Annotated in this window: 20 protein-coding genes and 1 pseudogene; 19 read left to right on the forward strand and 2 right to left on the reverse strand. The window is 52.3% G+C overall.

Annotated features, from left to right (window positions below):
• Positions 1–61: 61 nt before the first annotated feature.
• Both NW211_RS11270 and mobA read right to left on the reverse strand, forming a co-directional pair.
• Positions 62–1312 carry a relaxase/mobilization nuclease domain-containing protein gene (locus NW211_RS11270; RefSeq protein WP_258327905.1) on the reverse strand — a complete coding sequence of 417 codons (1251 nt, stop codon included), beginning with the start codon at positions 1310–1312 and terminating at the stop codon, positions 62–64.
• Positions 1312–1797, reverse strand: coding sequence for a conjugal transfer protein MobA (mobA, locus tag NW211_RS11275; RefSeq protein ID WP_204482205.1), 486 nt, complete (start codon positions 1795–1797; stop codon positions 1312–1314). The genes NW211_RS11270 and mobA overlap by 1 nt, the downstream gene beginning before the upstream one ends.
• A 420-nt stretch (positions 1798–2217) precedes the next feature.
• Here mobA and NW211_RS11285 point away from each other — a divergent pair.
• The 19 genes and pseudogenes from NW211_RS11285 to NW211_RS11375 form a co-directional block, all read left to right on the forward strand.
• A pseudogene (locus NW211_RS11285) lies at positions 2218–3267 on the forward strand (ParA family protein).
• A gap of 2 nt (positions 3268–3269) precedes the next feature.
• Entirely contained in the window at positions 3270–3692 is a 423-nt protein-coding gene (locus tag NW211_RS11290; RefSeq protein ID WP_235353206.1) for a DUF3408 domain-containing protein, read from the forward strand.
• Between the two features lie 60 nt (positions 3693–3752).
• Complete coding sequence (locus NW211_RS11295; RefSeq protein WP_235353215.1) at positions 3753–4061, forward strand: DUF3408 domain-containing protein; 309 nt, start codon at positions 3753–3755, stop codon at positions 4059–4061.
• A gap of 84 nt (positions 4062–4145) precedes the next feature.
• Positions 4146–4874 carry a conjugal transfer protein TraD gene (locus tag NW211_RS11300; protein ID WP_235353207.1) on the forward strand — a complete coding sequence of 243 codons (729 nt, stop codon included), beginning with the start codon at positions 4146–4148 and terminating at the stop codon, positions 4872–4874.
• A gap of 174 nt (positions 4875–5048) precedes the next feature.
• On the forward strand, positions 5049–5366 hold the full coding sequence (locus tag NW211_RS11305; protein ID WP_205096150.1) for a DUF4134 domain-containing protein: 318 nt from the start codon (positions 5049–5051) through the stop codon (positions 5364–5366).
• Between the two features lie 8 nt (positions 5367–5374).
• Positions 5375–5707 carry a DUF4133 domain-containing protein gene (locus NW211_RS11310; protein ID WP_235325990.1) on the forward strand — a complete coding sequence of 111 codons (333 nt, stop codon included), beginning with the start codon at positions 5375–5377 and terminating at the stop codon, positions 5705–5707.
• Positions 5704–8214 carry a TraG family conjugative transposon ATPase gene (locus NW211_RS11315; protein ID WP_235353208.1) on the forward strand — a complete coding sequence of 837 codons (2511 nt, stop codon included), beginning with the start codon at positions 5704–5706 and terminating at the stop codon, positions 8212–8214. Before NW211_RS11310 ends, NW211_RS11315 begins: the two co-directional genes overlap by 4 nt.
• Before the next feature lie 37 nt (positions 8215–8251).
• Positions 8252–8881 (forward strand): hypothetical protein, encoded by a 630-nt coding sequence (locus tag NW211_RS11320; RefSeq protein ID WP_258327907.1) that lies wholly within the window; start codon positions 8252–8254, stop codon positions 8879–8881.
• A gap of 52 nt (positions 8882–8933) precedes the next feature.
• Positions 8934–9332 carry a DUF3876 domain-containing protein gene (locus tag NW211_RS11325; protein WP_235353210.1) on the forward strand — a complete coding sequence of 133 codons (399 nt, stop codon included), beginning with the start codon at positions 8934–8936 and terminating at the stop codon, positions 9330–9332.
• 34 nt (positions 9333–9366) lie between these two features.
• Positions 9367–9996 carry a DUF4141 domain-containing protein gene (locus NW211_RS11330; protein ID WP_235353211.1) on the forward strand — a complete coding sequence of 210 codons (630 nt, stop codon included), beginning with the start codon at positions 9367–9369 and terminating at the stop codon, positions 9994–9996.
• 3 nt (positions 9997–9999) lie between these two features.
• Positions 10000–11004, forward strand: a complete 1005-nt coding sequence (gene traJ / locus NW211_RS11335) for a conjugative transposon protein TraJ (protein ID WP_204482186.1) — start codon at positions 10000–10002, stop codon at positions 11002–11004.
• Positions 11005–11037: 33 nt separating this feature from the next.
• A complete protein-coding gene (traK, locus tag NW211_RS11340) occupies positions 11038–11661 on the forward strand; it encodes a conjugative transposon protein TraK (RefSeq protein ID WP_204482185.1) in 624 nt (207 codons plus the stop codon).
• 34 nt (positions 11662–11695) lie between these two features.
• Positions 11696–11977, forward strand: a complete 282-nt coding sequence (locus NW211_RS11345; protein WP_375379590.1) for a TraL conjugative transposon family protein — start codon at positions 11696–11698, stop codon at positions 11975–11977.
• Entirely contained in the window at positions 11967–13298 is a 1332-nt protein-coding gene (gene traM, locus NW211_RS11350; protein WP_235353212.1) for a conjugative transposon protein TraM, read from the forward strand. The genes NW211_RS11345 and traM overlap by 11 nt, the downstream gene beginning before the upstream one ends.
• A 46-nt stretch (positions 13299–13344) precedes the next feature.
• A complete protein-coding gene (gene traN, locus NW211_RS11355) occupies positions 13345–14364 on the forward strand; it encodes a conjugative transposon protein TraN (protein ID WP_235353213.1) in 1020 nt (339 codons plus the stop codon).
• A 2-nt stretch (positions 14365–14366) separates the two neighbouring features.
• Complete coding sequence (locus NW211_RS11360; RefSeq protein ID WP_235353216.1) at positions 14367–14942, forward strand: conjugal transfer protein TraO; 576 nt, start codon at positions 14367–14369, stop codon at positions 14940–14942.
• Positions 14943–14949: 7 nt separating this feature from the next.
• On the forward strand, positions 14950–15837 hold the full coding sequence (locus NW211_RS11365; RefSeq protein ID WP_235353214.1) for a toprim domain-containing protein: 888 nt from the start codon (positions 14950–14952) through the stop codon (positions 15835–15837).
• 4 nt (positions 15838–15841) lie between these two features.
• On the forward strand, positions 15842–16357 hold the full coding sequence (locus NW211_RS11370; protein ID WP_204482231.1) for a DUF3872 domain-containing protein: 516 nt from the start codon (positions 15842–15844) through the stop codon (positions 16355–16357).
• Positions 16354–16695: hypothetical protein (locus NW211_RS11375; RefSeq protein ID WP_258327908.1), on the forward strand; the 342-nt coding region annotated here is incomplete at its 3' end. The genes NW211_RS11370 and NW211_RS11375, both read left to right, overlap by 4 nt.

The raw sequence follows: 16695 nt of genomic DNA on the forward strand, positions 1-16695 counted from the left end.
TGCCATAGTTGCATTTTATCAAATAGCTGCATCGTAAAGTTTTAATTACGATGCAGTTTTTTTATAATCCTAAGCCCCTGCGCTTCTTTTTTTTCTTCTTGCGCTGCATGGCTCGGATAAAGGTTTCCTCTTCGGCATTGACCGCCGGACCTTCGGGAGTGAACAGCCCCATGCCGCCCGGATAATCTACACCATCGGAAGCATCGCGCGTATAAGCCGCTTCGCGTTCTTCCACCGGAACGGAGAGCCGGATCGGCGGGAGTCCTGCATACGGCAGGGTGAAATGTTCCTGCAAGGCGTTAGCGGAAAGTTCCTTGCCCATGCGTGAGCCGTTAAGCACACAGCCGGTGCGGTGGTCGATGAAGGTGGCTCCGTAGATGCGCCCTCCCTCCGTGTAGCGCAGCACGGTGTCGATGCCCTTCTCTTTGAGCCGGGAAATGAACTTCTCCTTATCATACGTTTCTCCCAGTACGGCAAGTACGGTGCGTTTTGTCACGTCCGCCAGCTTCCTGTCCCTGATGTCCTGTCCGGAACGGGCGAACTTCTTCTGCACGGCATCATAGCCGACCGTCTTTCCGAAGAGCGAGGACTTGAACGGATTGCCGACCTTGTTCCCCTTGCTGTCCGTGGCGGAATAGACCAGTCCGCGGTACTCACGTCCGCGCACGTTTCCCTGAGTTTCCTCGACGGTCACATTATAAAGGGAAAGAAGGGCACGGTATTCGCCCATCGTCTGGAAACGGTATTGCCTGCATACCGCCTTCACGGTGTTGCCGACCTGCCTCTTGACATCACCGGCGGAAACGTCCACCCCGCGCAGCGGATTTTCAAGACGCTCGCTCCGGCGTTCTGCCGGACGAAGCCCGTATTTCTCCTCCAGCTCACGGCGTATGCGGTCACTGCGGCGAAAAAGGAAATCGCAGTTGAGCCGCCTGCCGTTCTCATCCACATTGACCGTCACGATATGCACATGGTGGCGGTCTATATCCTCGTGCTTATATATCATATAAGGCTGCTCCCCGAAACCGAGCTTCTCCAGATATTCCCTTGCGATGTTCTGCAGGTCCGTATCCGTGAGCCTGTCCTCCGGGTGCGGATTGAGCGATATATGCACCACCGGTTTCTCCACCCTTGTCTGTGAGGGCATGTAAAGCAGAAAGTCGTTCAACGCACGTCCGATGTCCACCGTGCCCGTACCGTCGTTATAGATTTTATTGGTGGCAAGGAGCTTTCCCCTTGCCTCGTTGATTTTCTCCCCGTTGTAGGCAAGTGCGCCGTACAACGAGCTTCCCATGCTGATTTTTGCTACCATCACCCCTGATTCTTGTCGTTCTCCAATCCCGTTTCCATGACGGCATTCTTCGCCGCCCATTCTTTCAGTTCCTCAGAAAGCCCTACAATCTGACGGCTCAGCTTCACAAGTTCGATGGTGTCCTGTTCCAGCCGGAAGAGCAGAGCCATCGCCTTCTTCTCAGAAAAGTGCATCCTCAGTTCCTTGACCACCTGATTGTAATTGGTTCCCACTGCCCGGAACTGGGCATGAAAATCGGACAGTCTGGTGCAATATTCCACCAGAGTCTTGTCCACTTTCAGCACCTTGAACGGTCTTCCGAAGAAGTGTTCCTTGAGGAATACGGATCTGGCATAGACACCCGATTTCTCGAACATGGCGAGGAAACGGTTGTGCTCCACCTCGTTGAAACGGACGGTGTAGCGGTACACCGCCGGGTCGATTTTGGGATTTCTCCCGGTCTTTCCGCCCTTTTTCGGCGGACTGTTCTTCTTTTTCTCAATCATATTACTTAGGATTTAGCGGTTACACGGCACAAGCCCCGCTTTGGGGACATTCCACCGCAGGTTTTTCAGGCTTCCCGACTTCGGAGAGGAAGCCCGCCCCCTGCAAGGGCAAGTGCTTTTCAGGGATGCTCAAATCATTTTGAGCCGCTGAAAAGACATCTTGCTGTTGGCTGGAGCCAACAAAAATCCGTCGGGGACGGATTGGAAAGGAAACCTTCAGACCCACGGCTTCGCCCGTAGCGGGAAACCCTGCCGTTCGGGGGCAAAGTTACGGTTATAAACAGTTGTGGAATAGTATATTAAGTAAGCCAATCGCTGCCTATCGGCGCAACATGCTGCCAGTTGTCCGGGAAGTGATACAACTTCCATTATTTCCATGTTTATTTGCATCGTGATTCAAAAAAACAGTGATTTGAAGATATGAGAAATGACATCATCCAATACCCGAAAATTCAAACCGGCAGACATTTGCCGAAACGGTTATCCGGTTCAGCGGATAACTGCATATTCAATGACCCGGTGACTTACAGATTCAATGATTTCATGACGTACTGTCGTCAGTCACCAATTATCCGAAACATTGTTTCACCAATGAACCGGATACGTGATGAACCGCCTGTTTGCAGATTCATTGAAGCGGAAACGGAAATCACCGGTTCTGTATGGAAACAACAAATCATTTTATCAATAACTTAAATATCTATGACAATGAGTAATGAAATCTTCGTTGCATTCGCAACACAGAAAGGCGGTATCGGAAAATCCACCATTACGGCGCTTGCCGCCAACTATCTCCACAACGTGAAAGGTTACAATGTAGCCGTGGTAGACTGCGATGCCCCGCAGCACAGCATCTACGGACTCCGTGAGCGCGAAACAAAACTGATTGACGAGAGCCGGTACTTCAAGGCACTCGCCTGCGAGCATTTCCGCAAGCTGAAAAGGAATGCCTACCCGGTCATTGCCAGCGATGCGGTAAACGCCCTTGATGACGCGGAAAAGCTGATAAGCGGGGAAGCGGTCAAGCCGGACATCGTGTTTTTTGACATGCCGGGAACGCTCAAAAGCAACGGCGTGGTGAAAACCCTGTCGCAAATGGACTATATCTTCGCCCCCATGAGCGCCGACCGCTTTGTCGTGGAAAGCACGCTGCAATTCGCCGCTATGTTCCGTAACAACCTCATGACGACGGGGCGGTCGAAAACCAAAGGACTGTACCTGTTCTGGACGATGGTGGACGGCAGGGAGAAGAACGGGCTGTATGATGTTTATGAGGACGTCATAGCGGACATGGGGCTTTCGATACTCTCGACCCGTCTGCCGGACAGCAAGAAATTCCGACGCGACCTTTCGGAAGAACGCAAAAGCGTGTTCCGCTCGACCATATTCCCCACTGAGGCGTCACTCCTGAAAGGGAGCGGCATCCGCGAGTTTTCGGAAGAGATATGTAAAATCATTACCGGGCGTTGAGCATGGGCAGCAGGAAAGTGAATACGGAGGACATTGACGAGGAACTGTTGATCGCCTCTATCGGCAGACGCACGCAGGACGGCAACACACGGCCTGCACAGGAACCTCCTGCCGTTCCGGCCGAAGAAAGTACAGGCGGAACGGAACCGCCGGCGGCAAAGGAGAAAACGTCAAGGGAAAGCAGCCGACGGAAACGGCAGGAGGAAGACTATATGATGTTTCTGCGCCGCAATGAGCTGAAAACCCGCCAGTGTGTCTATATCAGCCGCGACGTACACAGCAAGATTCTGAAAATCGTGAATGACATTGCCGGACGTGAGATAACTGTCGGCGGCTACGTGGACACCGTACTGCGGCAACATCTGGAACAGCACAAGGAACAGATCAACGAACTGTACAAGAAACAAAGAGAAGATTTAATCTAAAAATCAACGACAATGGAACATAAAAAAAGAAAAGCAAGACCGCATGACAGCGGCAAGGAAATGATTACCGTCGGGATACAGACGAACGTGGAAATCGTGTCGTCCTCACCGGCAAGGGGCAAATACAGCGAAAAGGAGTATGAACGGCTGTTCATCCGGGAGTCCGGGATGCGGGCACGCGACGGGAAAATGACATATATACGCCGTGATTACCATAACCGTATCAGGCGTATTGTACGGGTCATCGGACATGACCGGCTCTCGATGTCGGCCTACATCGACCATGTGCTGACCCTGCATTTCGGGCAGTCCGACGAGGCAATAAAAAGCCTGTACGAGAAGAATTATGAAAAGGAATATCAACCATAAGAATGAAACGATGAAAAGAAGACAGGAAAACAGAAAATGCGCGAGTGAGAAACATAAGTCCAACATAAACGACGGAAAACGCCCATGAGCCTGACCACAATCCTATTGACCGTATCGGTCGCCTGCAACGTATGGTTCGTGTTCCTGCTCATGTATGACCGGCTCATGGAAACGAGGCTGTTCCGCTTCTTCGGGAAACTGGCAGGCATCTGGAAGTCACTCCATGCGGAGGAAAAGGACAGCAGCCCGGAGGCGGATGCGTCCGCCACCGCCACGGCACCGGAAATCATCGGCAAGAGCCGTTTCAGAATGACGGTAACCCGGACAATGACTACCGTACCGAAGCCACAAGCTGCCACTTCGGATAAAGGCGAGGAAGTGCAGAGTGATGATGTTACCTTTGCCGACGAAGCCGAAAGGAAGACGGCACGGGTACCGGAAGAGAAGTTCGACGAAGTATTCAGCAACATACCTCCTGAAGAGGTTGAGTACGGCGAAGGTGAACCGGAAGAGGAAACCCCGGACAGACGTCAGGCTTCCGGCAGCAGCTTTGACGAGATTGAAAAGGCCGTCAAGACCGCCCGAAATCCAGATGCGACACGGACGGAACGTGAACAGGCTGCAAAGGTATTTGTCGAAATGGAGGGTACGGAGCTGTATGACATGCTTATGGAAGGTTCCACCGAAATGAGCGTCCGTATCAAGGGGCTGATTGAAATCCGGTTGAAAGAGCAGGAAGTCGAGTTTCTGGTACCCGACAACATCGACGAGTTTGACATCCGCAAATATGCAACGACAACCAAAAAGGAATGAAGAAAGAACAGTAGTACCGACCCCCGGAAAGCGGATACAAGGTAACCGCCTGCCGGAACGGACAATCCCAAGTCCGTGGAACCAAAAGGGAGACCACTAAACCAAAAACAAAATCAGTATGAACCGCCGGAAGAAGGACTATCCACCCTTTGACGGCACAAACAAAAAGTATTTATGAACAGAAACATCAAGAACAGCAAGAAAATCATTCTTTCGGCAGCACTTCTCATCGCTGCCGCATCATCCGCTTTCGCACAGGACAACGGACTGGCAGGCATCAACGAGGCCACTTCAATGGTCACTTCCTATTTTGACCCCGGAACGAAGCTGATATACGCCATCGGCGCCGTTGTCGGTCTGATAGGCGGCGTAAAGGTCTATGGCAAATTCTCGTCCGGTGATCCTGACACCAGCAAGACCGCCGCTTCGTGGTTCGGTGCGTGTATCTTCCTGATTGTGGCGGCGACAATCCTCCGTTCATTCTTCCTTTAATATACGGTATGGCTGAATATCCAATCAACAAGGGTATCGGCCGTTCGGTTGAGTTCAAGGGACTAAAGGCACAATACCTGTTCATCTTCGTGGGCGGGCTTCTGGCCCTCTTTGTCCTGTTCGTCATCCTCTATATGGTCGGAACCGACCAGTGGATATGTATCGGCATCGGTGCGGCAGGCGCCTCCGTCCTTGTATGGCAGACCTTCGCGCTGAATGCCCGGTACGGCGAACACGGGCTGATGAAGCTGGGTGCCGCAAGAAGCCATCCCCGTTACCTGACCAACCGTCGGCGCATTGCCCGGCTGCTTAAACGAAAAAGAAAGGAAGAGAAAATATGAGAAACGTATCAAGAATAACTACACTGGAAAACAAGTTCCCCCTGCTTGCAGTGGAACACGGCTGCATCGTATCGAAGGATGCCGACCTGACGGTCGCCTACGAAGTCGAACTGCCGGAGCTTTACACGGTCACGGGTGCGGAGTACGAGGCGATACACGGGTGCTGGTGCAAGGCCATCAAGGTGCTGCCGGACTTCTCCATCGTCCACAAGCAGGACTGGTTCATCCGTGAGACGTACAGACCGGAACTGCAAAAGGAGGACATGAGCTTCCTCTCGCGCAGCTTCGAGCGTCATTTCAACGAGCGACCCTATCTGCGCCACACCTGTTACCTGTACCTGACGAAAACGACCAGGGAACGCAACCGGATGCAGAGCAACTTCAGCACGCTGTGCAGGGGGCACATCATCCCGAAGGAACTGGACAGGGAAACATCGGAAAAGTTTCTGGAGGCAACAGAACAGTTCGCCCGTATCATGAACGACAGCGGCTTTGTCCGACTGCGCCGGCTCGGTACGGATGAGATAGTCGGCACAGACGACAGGAAGGGAGTGTTGGAACGCTATTTTTCGCTGATGTCTGAAAACGACGTCGCCCTGCAGGACATCGACCTTTCGGCAAAGGGGATGCGTATCGGTGACAATTACCTGTGCCTGCACACGCTTTCCGACACGGAGGACCTGCCCGGCAAGGTGGCTACCGACAGCCGCTATGAGCGTCTTTCCACCGACCGCTCGGACTGCCGTCTTTCGTTTGCCAGTCCCGTGGGACTGCTGCTTCCCTGCAACCATGTCTATAACCAGTATGTGATACTGGACAACAGCGAGGAGAACCTGCGTAAGTTCGAGAAGTCCGCCCGCAACATGCAATCCCTGTCCCGCTATTCAAGGAGCAACAGCATCAACCGTGAATGGATAGACCAGTACCTGAACGAAGCCCATTCCTACGGGCTGACCTCGGTACGCGCACATTTCAATGTCATGGCGTGGAGCGATGATGCGGAGGAACTCCGGCACATCAAAAATGACGTGGGCAGCCAGCTGGCAAGCATGGAGTGTATGCCCCGGCACAACACCGTTGACTGTCCGACCCTGTTCTGGGCGGCCATACCCGGCAATGCCGCCGATTTCCCTGCCGAAGAGAGCTTCTACACCTTCACCGAACAGGCGGTATGCTTCTTTACGGAAGAGACCAACTACCGCAGCTCGCTTTCGCCTTTCGGCATAAAGATGGTGGACCGTCTGACGGGAAAGCCGCTGCACATCGACATTTCCGACCTTCCGATGAAACGCGGCATCACGACCAACCGCAACAAGTTCGTGCTGGGACCGAGCGGCAGCGGCAAGTCGTTCTTCATGAACCATCTTGTCCGGCAGTATTATGAACAGGGAACGCACGTTGTCCTTGTGGATACCGGAAACTCGTATCAGGGATTGTGCGAAATGATCCGGCGCAAGACACACGGCGAAGACGGCGTGTATTATACCTACACGGAAGAAAAGCCCATTTCGTTCAATCCGTTCTATACGGACGACTATGTGTTTGACGTGGAGAAGAAGGACAGTATCAAGACCCTGCTGCTGACCATCTGGAAATCGGAGGACGACAAGGTATCAAAGACCGAAAGCGGAGAGCTGGGCAGCGCCGTGAACGCCTACATAGAGCGTATCAAGGCAGACCGGAGCATCGTTCCCTCGTTCAACACCTTTTACGAATACATGCGCGATGACTACCGCCGTGAACTGGCCGGACGTGAAATCAAGGTAGAGAAGTCCGACTTCAACATTGACAACATGCTGACCACCATGAGGCAATACTACAGGGGCGGACGCTATGACTTCCTGCTGAACTCGGAGGAAAACATCGACCTGCTGAACAAGCGGTTCATCGTGTTCGAAATTGATTCCATAAAAGAAAACCGCGAACTGTTTCCGGTGGTGACCATCATCATCATGGAGGCGTTCATCAACAAGATGCGCCGCCTGAAGGGAGTGAGAAAACAGCTGATTGTGGAAGAAGCCTGGAAAGCACTCTCGTCGGCGAACATGGCGGAATATCTCCGCTACATGTACAAGACGGTGAGAAAGTATTTCGGCGAGGCGATTGTCGTCACGCAGGAAGTGGACGACATCATCTCATCGCCCGTAGTCAAGGAGAGCATCATCAACAATTCCGACTGCAAGATACTGCTTGACCAGAGGAAGTACATGAACAAGTTCGACCAGATACAGACCCTGCTCGGACTGACGGAAAAGGAGAAGTCGCAGATTCTTTCCATCAACATGGCGAACAACCCGTCGCGGCTCTACAAGGAGGTGTGGATAGGGCTTGGCGGTACGCAGTCGGCAGTCTATGCCACGGAAGTGAGTCCGGAGGAATATCTGGCTTATACGACGGAAGAATCGGAAAAGACGGAGGTTTACCGCCTGGCGGAAAAACTGGGCGGTGACATAGAGGGAGCCATCCGGCAGCTTGCGGAAAGAAGGCGAGAAGAACGGAAAGGCTGAAAAATGAAAAAGATTCATGAATAAAAAAACTGACAATATGGATATGGACAACGCATACATGAGAGCCGAACAGAAAAGGCAGGAAACGGAAAGACATGCCACCCGGCTCAAGGAGTTCCTCATATACGGTGCCGACATACCGGAAGACATCCAGAAACAGTACGGCTTTTCGGAAGACTACCGGCTGTATAAGGAACTTGAGGAAATGGACGGCAGGCAGTACAGCGAGAAAAGACAGAAAGGGGAAGTCCCGGATGCCGGAAAAGTCGGCGGAAGACTTACCCGTGCAGTGGAAAAGGCATACGAAAGCATCTGCGGCAGTCCTTCGAGAGTGTATATCGAAGGACTTTACAAGGAACTTCTGCTGCTCGGAGGCATGACCGTAAGGAAAGATTATGACGACCCGGTACATTACAACCCCGGCTTCTTTGATAAATACGGGATCGACCGCAAGGCTCCCCGCGAAACCATTCTCAGGCAGGTGGAACAGGCATACAGGGAACTGGACAGCCGCTTTTCGAGAATGACGGGCAGAAGGTCGGACGCGGACGAGCTGTTCGGCAAGCCGAAGGAGAAACAGGCGGTACAGCCAAGGAAGGAAAATCCGGACCGCCCTGCATCGGGTATCCGCCCTTGCAGGCCGAAAGGCAGGAGAATGGGCTTCTGAACCGGAGCAAATAACAAAGAAAACAACAGTAACATCAAAAAAAAGAAAAAGTATGGACATTCAGATTACAAAATCCCAGCTCAGACTGCTTTGCGGCGGTCTGATAGGACTTGCATCACTGGTGATGCAGGCATGTGACATGGAACAGGACAAGGACGTGCGCGAAAGCATCTGCGGTAACTGGGAAAGCGTGGAAAGCAAACCCGACCTGCTCATTTACAAGGAAGGAAATGCGTACAAGGTGACCGTATTCAAACGCAGTGGCATAAGCCGCAAGCTGAAGCCGGAAACATATCTGCTGCAGATGGAAGACAACGGAAACCTGTTTATGAATACCGGATTCCGCATAGATGTGGCGTACAATGATGAAACGGACATCCTGACCTTCTCGCCGAACGGGGACTATATAAGGGCCACTCCCGCAGCAGACAACGCGGAAGACAGACAATGAAACCGATAATGACCACTAAATCCAAAGAAAGAAAATGAGAATAAAAATTCTGACAATCTTCTGCCTGTGCCTGCTTTACGCAGGCAGGGCAAGCGCACAATGGGCGGTCATAGACCCGTCCAACATTGCGCAAAGCATCATAAACACCTCGAAGAATGTGGCGCATACCTCGACCACCGCAACGAATATGGTCAAGAACTTTCAGGAGACCGTCAAGATCTACGAGCAGGGAAAGAAGTATTATGACGCGCTGAAATCGGTGAACAATCTTGTAAAAGACGCCAGAAAGGTGCAGCAGACCATCCTGATGGTGGGCGACATCACGGACATCTATGTGAACAGTTTCCAGAAGATGATGTGTGACGAGAACTTCACCGTGGAGGAACTCGGAGCCATCGCGTTCGGATATACCAAGCTGCTTGAGGAAAGCAATGACGTGCTGACGGAACTGAAGAACGTGGTGAACATCACCACACTCTCGATGACGGACAAGGAACGCATGGACGTGGTGGAACGCTGCTACTCGAAAATGAGAAGATACCGGAACCTTGTCGGCTATTATACCAACAAGAACATTTCGGTAAGCTATCTGCGTGCGAAAAAGAAAAACGACCTTGACCGCGTGCTGGGTCTTTACGGAAATGCAAACGAAAGATACTGGTAGCCTATGGACTTTGAAAACCTTCATCAGATACTCCGCTCGCTTTACGAGGAGATGATGCCCCTGTGCGAGGACATGGCCGGTGTCGCGAAAGGGATTGCCGGTCTGGGTGCGCTGTTCTATGTCGCCTACCGTGTGTGGCAGTCACTTGCCAGGGCGGAACCGATAGAGGTGTTCCCCATGCTGCGCCCCTTTGCGATAGGATTCTGCATCATGCTTTTCCCGTCGCTTGTTCTGGGAACGCTCAACGGGGTCATGTCGCCCATCGTTCAGGGAACGGCAAAGATACTGGAGGCGGAAACGCTGGACATGAACGAATACCGCAAGCAGAAAGACGAGCTTGAACATGAGGCGATGATGCGCAATCCGGAAACCGCCTATCTTGTCAGCAACGAGGAATTTGACAGGCAGCTGGACGAACTGGGCTGGTCGCCGGAGGACGTGGTGACCATGACGGGAATGTATATCGAACGTGGCATGTACAACATGAAAAAGTCCGTGCGTGACTTCTTCCGCGAGATACTCGAACTGATGTTCCAGGCTGCCGGTCTTGTCATAGACACCATACGCACGTTCTTTCTCGTGGTGCTGGCGATACTCGGTCCGATAGCCTTCGCCATATCGGTATGGGACGGTTTCCAGAGCACGCTGACGCAGTGGATCTGCCGCTATATACAGGTTTACCTGTGGCTTCCCGTATCGGACATGTTCAGTACGGTGCTGGCAAAGATACAGGTACTGATGCTGCAAAGCGACATCGAACGTATGCAGGCGGACCCGAACTTCTCACTTGATTCGAGCGACGGCGTGTATATCGTATTCATGATAATCGGGATTATCGGATACTTTACCATTCCGACCGTATCGGGCTGGATCATTCAGGCCGGAGGCATGGGCAACTACGGACGCAACGTCAATCAGGTAGCCGGAAAATCCGCCGGATTCACAGGCAGTGTTGCCGGTGCCACCGCCGGAAACGTGACGGGACGTGTGGGCAAGCTGCTGAAATAAACCAACAGAACAACTAAAAACAGATAAAGTAATATGGAATTCAAGTCATTGAAGAATATTGAAACATCATTCAGGCAAATACGCCTGTTCGGTATCGTCTTCCTGTCACTGTGTACCGTGATAACGGTGTGGAGCGTATGGAGTTCCTACCGCTTTGCGGAAAAGCAGAGGGAAAAGATTTATGTGCTGGACAACGGCAAGAGCCTGATGCTGGCTCTCTCGCAGGACCTTTCACAGAACCGTCCTGCGGAAGCCCGCGAGCATGTACGGCGCTTTCACGAACTGTTCTTTACCCTGTCACCGGAGAAGAGCGCCATCGAGCACAATGTGAGACGTGCCCTGCTGCTGGCAGACCGCAGCGTGTATAACTATTACTCGGACTTTGCGGAAAAGGGCTACTACAACCGCATCATTGCCGGCAATATCACGCAGGTGCTGAAAGTGGACAGCGTGGTGTGCGATTTCGAGCATTATCCCTACCGTGCGACCACCTATGCCACCCAGCAGATAATCCGTCAGAGCAACGTCACGGAGCGCAGCCTCGTGACGACCTGCCGCCTACTGAACGCCTCGCGGTCTGACGACAATCCCAACGGATTCACGATAGAGGGGTTCACCATCATAGAGAACAAGGACCTGCAAACCGTCAAAAGATAATGGAATGAAAGAAAAAGCAATGAAACCGCTGCGGATGGCACATGAGAAAATCCGCGGTACAAGAGAGCGAATAGTTTCCGGACTGAAGGACTATCTGGACGGACTTCCGCAGAAGACAAGGAAAAGAATCGTACTGGCTATGCTGGCCGTATTTGCCACGCTTGCCCTTTACACGTTCGGAAAGTCGCTGTACGATATAGGACGTGATGACGGGCGGAAACTGAATATCGGACACGCCGGACAGCTCCCCGTAAAGGGAGAATGCGGCGGCAAGATTCATCACAATTTTATTAAACAGTATAAGGATGGAAAATAAGGAAACAAGAAAAGAGAACGGGGACAGCCCCGAAAAAAAGAACAAGGAACGTACACCACTGACGGAGGCGCAAAGGCTGAAACGTCAGAAGATGATAGTCCTGCCTGCTATGGTTCTGGTCTTCATCGGTGCCATGTGGCTGATATTCGCTCCCTCTTCCGACAAGGAGGAACAGCCGGGTGCGACGGGCTACAACACGGAGATACCGGATGCGGACAAGGACAACAGGAAGATTATCGGTGACAAGGTCAAAGCCTACGAGCAGGGAGAAATGGAGGAACGCAGGGCAAGCCGCAACCATGCCATGCAGGAACTCGGCAGCATGTTCGACCGGGAAGTTTCCGTGACCGGGGACAATCCGGACTTCGACCTTGCCAGTCCCGGTGGCGGAAGTGATACGGATACGGCATCATCGCCGGCTTCGCAGACAATCAGGTCATCGGCCACCGCCTACCGTGACCTGAACGCCACACTCGGCAACTTCTATGAGCAGCCTTCGGGAAACAGTGCTGAAATGGAGGAGCTGATGGAGCGCATATCCTCACTGGAAACGGAACTTGAAAGGGAAAAGGAAAAAGGTTCCTCGATGGACGAGCAGGTGGTGCTTATGGAAAAGTCGTATGAACTGGCATCCAAATACATGGGCGGTCAGAACGGACAACAGACAGCACAGGCATCGCCAGTACGGAAGGCGGAAGAACATACGGCAATGCCGGTCAAGCAGGTTACCCGACAGGTGGTTTCCTCCCTTGCACAGCCTATGAGCAATGCGGAATTTGCCGCCATGTATGCACAGGAGCGCAACATGGGTTTCCATACGGCAGTGGGAAGCCGTACGGTATCGGACAAGAACACCATATCGGCATGTGTCTATGGGGCACAGAGCGTGACGGACGGGCAGGCTGTCCGGCTGCGGCTTCTGGAGCCGATGGCGGTTGCGGAGAAAATCATCCCACGCAATGCCGTACTTGTCGGAGCGGCAAGGATTCAGGGTGAACGTCTCGGCATAGCAGTCACTTCGCTGGAACATGAGGGGACGATCATTCCGGTTGAGCTTTCCGTTTACGACACGGACGGACAGGAAGGAATCTTCATCCCGAACTCGATGGAAATGAACGCAGTCCGTGAGGTAGCCGCCAATATGGGCGGATCGCTCGGCAGCAGCATCAACATCTCCACCGATGCGAAGGCCCAGCTCGCCTCCGATCTGGGCAAGGGGCTGATACAGGGCACAAGCCAGTATATAGCCAAGAAGATGCGTACCGTCAAGGTACATCTGAAAGCCGGATACAGGGTCATGCTGTATCAGGACAGAAATTAACAACAAAAAATTATCAATTTATTATTACCACTAAATCCAAAGTAAAATGAAAAAAGTAATTATGATGTTCGCCCTGTTTATGGGCATCGTATCTGCCCAAGCGCAGGAAAACAAGACCGTCGAAGAAAACGGAAGTGACAGACCGGCTCAGGAAGTGAAGCAGGAAGAGGGTCAGGAACTCTCTCTGAGCAAAGAAATCTATCCGCAGAAAGAGGCGGACGGCGACCTGTATCACGGTCTGACCCGCAAGCTGACCTTTGACCGCATGATACCGCCGCACGGACTGGAAGTGACCTACAACAAAACCGTGCATATAATCTTTCCGTCAGAGGTGCGCTACGTGGACCTGGGTTCACCGAACCTTATTGCCGGAAAAGCGGACGGGGCTGAGAATGTGATAAGAGTGAAAGCTACGGTAAGAAATTTCCAGAACGAGACGAACATGAGCGTCATTACGGAGGACGGCGGCTTTTACACCTTCAACGTCAAATATGCGGAAGAGCCGCTGCTCCTCAATGTGGAGATGTGCGACTTCATCCACGACGGTGAAGCGGTGAACCGTCCGAACAACGCGATGGAGATTTACCTGAAGGAACTGGGGAATGAAAGTCCGATGCTGGTGCGTCTTATCATGAAGTCCATCCACAGACAGAACAAGCGTGAGGTGAAGCATATCGGCTGCAAGCGTTTCGGTATCCAGTATATCCTCAAAGGCATCTATACGCATAACGGACTTCTGTATTTCCATACGGAAATCAAGAACCAGAGCAACGTCCCGTTTGACGTGGACTATATCACATGGAAAATCGTGGACAAGAAGGTGGCAAAGCGTACAGCCGTGCAGGAACAGGTCATTCTTCCGCTCCGTGCGCAGAACTATGTGACCTGCGTGCCGGGAAAGAAAAAGGAACGTACCGTGTTCACGATGTCCAAGTTCACCATTCCGGACGACAAATGCCTCGTGGTGGAACTGCATGAGAAGAACGGAGGACGTCACCAGTCATTTACCATAGAGAACGAGGATCTGGTACGAGCCACAACGATTAACGAACTTCAGGTACGATGAACATGAGAAAGTACATGATAGCACTGGCAGCGTCGCTTGCCCTGTTCACGGGGCGGGCGAACGCCCAGCGATGCCTGCCGGGAATGCAGGGCATCGAAGTGAAGGCGGCAATGACGGACGGTTTCAGGATGGGCGGCAATGACGGAGGGCACAGTTTCGGGGCGCTTCTTTCGACCTATACGAAAAACGGCAACAAATGGTCGCTGGGCGGTGAATACCTGTTGAAAAACAGTCCGTACAATGATGTGAAGATACCGGTGGCACAGTTTACCGCCGAAGGCGGCTACTACTTCAAGGTGCTTTCCGATGCCCGCAAAATCGTGTTTCTCTATGCCGGCGTTTCCGCTCTTGCCGGATATGAAACGGTGAACTGGGGCGACAAGGTGCTGTATGACGGGGCGAGGCTCCACGACAGTGACGCCTTTGTCTATGGCGGTGCGGTGACGCTCGACATGGAGGTGTATGTGGCTGACCGTCTGGCTCTGCTTGCCAGTCTGCGCGAGCGTTGTCTTTGGGGAGGTGACACGAGAAAGCTCCACACGCAGTTTGGAATAGGTATCAAGTTCATCATAAATTAGGACGGGTATGGATATAGCTGAAATGAGGCAGATACCGATTGCGGACTTTCTCCGAAGGCTGGGACATGAACCGACAAGAAGAAGCGGAAACGAATTGTGGTATTCGGCACCTTACAGGAGCGAAAGGACACCGTCCTTCCGTGTGAATGTGGAAAAGAATGTCTGGTACGATTTCGGGTTGGGCATAGGCGGTGACATCTTCAATCTTGCTGGAGAGTTTATCCACAGCCGTGATTTTCTCGCACAGGCAAGGTTCATATCGGAAAGTGCCGGTGTGCCTATGGTGCAGCCGGATGCTTCCACCTTCAGGAAAAAGACTTCCGAACCGTCCTTTGAGGACGTGGAGGTCTTGCCCCTGCGGTATCAGGCTTTGAAGAAATATCTGGTGGAACGTGGCATATCTCCCGATACAGCGTCCTTTTACTGCTGCCAGTTGAACTACTACGTCCACAAGAAGAAATATTTCGCCGTCGGCTTCTCCAATGTGTCCGGCGGTTATGAACTCCGGAACCGGCTTTTCAAAGGGTGCATACCGCCCAAAGACATATCCCTGATAAAGCGGAAGGACGGGCAGGCTGAAAGTTGCAGCCTTTATGAGGGCTTCATGGACTTCCTGTCCGCCGTGACGCTCGGCATGGCGGAGGACGGCGACAGCCTTGTCCTGAACTCGGTCGCCAATGTGGACAGGAGTTTCCGTTATCTGGACGGTTACGAAAGGATACGGTGCTACCTCGACAACGATGAAGCCGGACACCGGACGGTGGAAAAACTGCGGATGCGGTACGGTGAGAAAGTGTCGGACTGCCGTGGGTTATACAAAGGCTGCAAGGACCTGAACGAGTATTTGCAGCAACGGATAAACAAACAGAATAACAACAAACTTAAAATCAGATAAGATGATGAAGATTATGAATAATAACAGCAACAGAGGCAAATCAATTTTCAAGGCAGTGGCAGTCTGCATGGCTGTCCTGGCTGCGGGACTTTTTGCGTCCTGCGATGACGATATGGACATACAGCAGAGCTACCCGTTTACGGTGGAAACCATGCCGGTCCCTCACGATGTGGCAAAGGGGCAGACCGTGGAAATCCGCTGTGAGATGAAGAAGGAGGGCAATTTTGCCAATACACTCTATACGATACGTTACTTCCAGTATGAAGGTAAAGGGACACTGAAGATGGACAACGGTACGGTATTCCTGCCGAACGACCGTTACCTGCTGGAGAACGAGAAGTTCCGTCTGTACTACACCTCGCAATGCGATGAAACACAGAATTTCATCGTGGTCGTGGAGGATAACTTCGGCAACTCCCATGAAATGGAGTTTGATTTCAACAACTCCAACACTTCAGAAACGGAAAGCGACAGTGTGCCAGCCGTCAGTCCGTCCACTTCCAAACAAATCCGTGAATGAGGTACAGGATGTTGTTACTGCTCTGTTTCCTTTCGTTGGGCTGCACTTTGTCGGCACAGGAACCTGAAAGGGAAACAGCCAAGGAAGCAAGGATTTTCAGGTTGCCGGAATTTGAGAGGGCATTTTTGTGTGTGCGCTATTTTGAGGGTTGGCACTCGGAAAAGAACCATCCTTATGTCGGCTGGGGGCATTGCCTCCAGCCGGGCGAGAAATACTCGGCACGCACCATGACAAGACAGCAGGCTGACGAGCTGCTGCGGAAAGACCTTCGGAAGTTCTGCGCCATGTTCCGGCATCTGGGAAAGGATTCGCTGCTGTTATCCGAAATTTCGGATAAC

The organism is Barnesiella sp. ET7, from assembly GCF_024733785.1.
GTDB lineage: Bacteria > Bacteroidota > Bacteroidia > Bacteroidales > Barnesiellaceae > Barnesiella > Barnesiella merdigallinarum.

Coding starts and splice junctions, on each gene's coding strand:
- NW211_RS11270 (WP_258327905.1), bottom strand. CDS start 1,312: ATGGTAGCAAAAATCAGCATGGGAAGCTCGTTGTACGGCGCACTTGCC.
- mobA (WP_204482205.1), bottom strand. CDS start 1,797: ATGATTGAGAAAAAGAAGAACAGTCCGCCGAAAAAGGGCGGAAAGACC.
- NW211_RS11290 (WP_235353206.1), top strand. CDS start 3,270: ATGGGCAGCAGGAAAGTGAATACGGAGGACATTGACGAGGAACTGTTG.
- NW211_RS11295 (WP_235353215.1), top strand. CDS start 3,753: ATGATTACCGTCGGGATACAGACGAACGTGGAAATCGTGTCGTCCTCA.
- NW211_RS11300 (WP_235353207.1), top strand. CDS start 4,146: ATGAGCCTGACCACAATCCTATTGACCGTATCGGTCGCCTGCAACGTA.
- NW211_RS11305 (WP_205096150.1), top strand. CDS start 5,049: ATGAACAGAAACATCAAGAACAGCAAGAAAATCATTCTTTCGGCAGCA.
- NW211_RS11310 (WP_235325990.1), top strand. CDS start 5,375: ATGGCTGAATATCCAATCAACAAGGGTATCGGCCGTTCGGTTGAGTTC.
- NW211_RS11315 (WP_235353208.1), top strand. CDS start 5,704: ATGAGAAACGTATCAAGAATAACTACACTGGAAAACAAGTTCCCCCTG.
- NW211_RS11320 (WP_258327907.1), top strand. CDS start 8,252: ATGGATATGGACAACGCATACATGAGAGCCGAACAGAAAAGGCAGGAA.
- NW211_RS11325 (WP_235353210.1), top strand. CDS start 8,934: ATGGACATTCAGATTACAAAATCCCAGCTCAGACTGCTTTGCGGCGGT.
- NW211_RS11330 (WP_235353211.1), top strand. CDS start 9,367: ATGAGAATAAAAATTCTGACAATCTTCTGCCTGTGCCTGCTTTACGCA.
- traJ (WP_204482186.1), top strand. CDS start 10,000: ATGGACTTTGAAAACCTTCATCAGATACTCCGCTCGCTTTACGAGGAG.
- traK (WP_204482185.1), top strand. CDS start 11,038: ATGGAATTCAAGTCATTGAAGAATATTGAAACATCATTCAGGCAAATA.
- NW211_RS11345 (WP_375379590.1), top strand. CDS start 11,696: ATGGCACATGAGAAAATCCGCGGTACAAGAGAGCGAATAGTTTCCGGA.
- traM (WP_235353212.1), top strand. CDS start 11,967: ATGGAAAATAAGGAAACAAGAAAAGAGAACGGGGACAGCCCCGAAAAA.
- traN (WP_235353213.1), top strand. CDS start 13,345: ATGAAAAAAGTAATTATGATGTTCGCCCTGTTTATGGGCATCGTATCT.
- NW211_RS11360 (WP_235353216.1), top strand. CDS start 14,367: ATGAGAAAGTACATGATAGCACTGGCAGCGTCGCTTGCCCTGTTCACG.
- NW211_RS11365 (WP_235353214.1), top strand. CDS start 14,950: ATGGATATAGCTGAAATGAGGCAGATACCGATTGCGGACTTTCTCCGA.
- NW211_RS11370 (WP_204482231.1), top strand. CDS start 15,842: ATGAAGATTATGAATAATAACAGCAACAGAGGCAAATCAATTTTCAAG.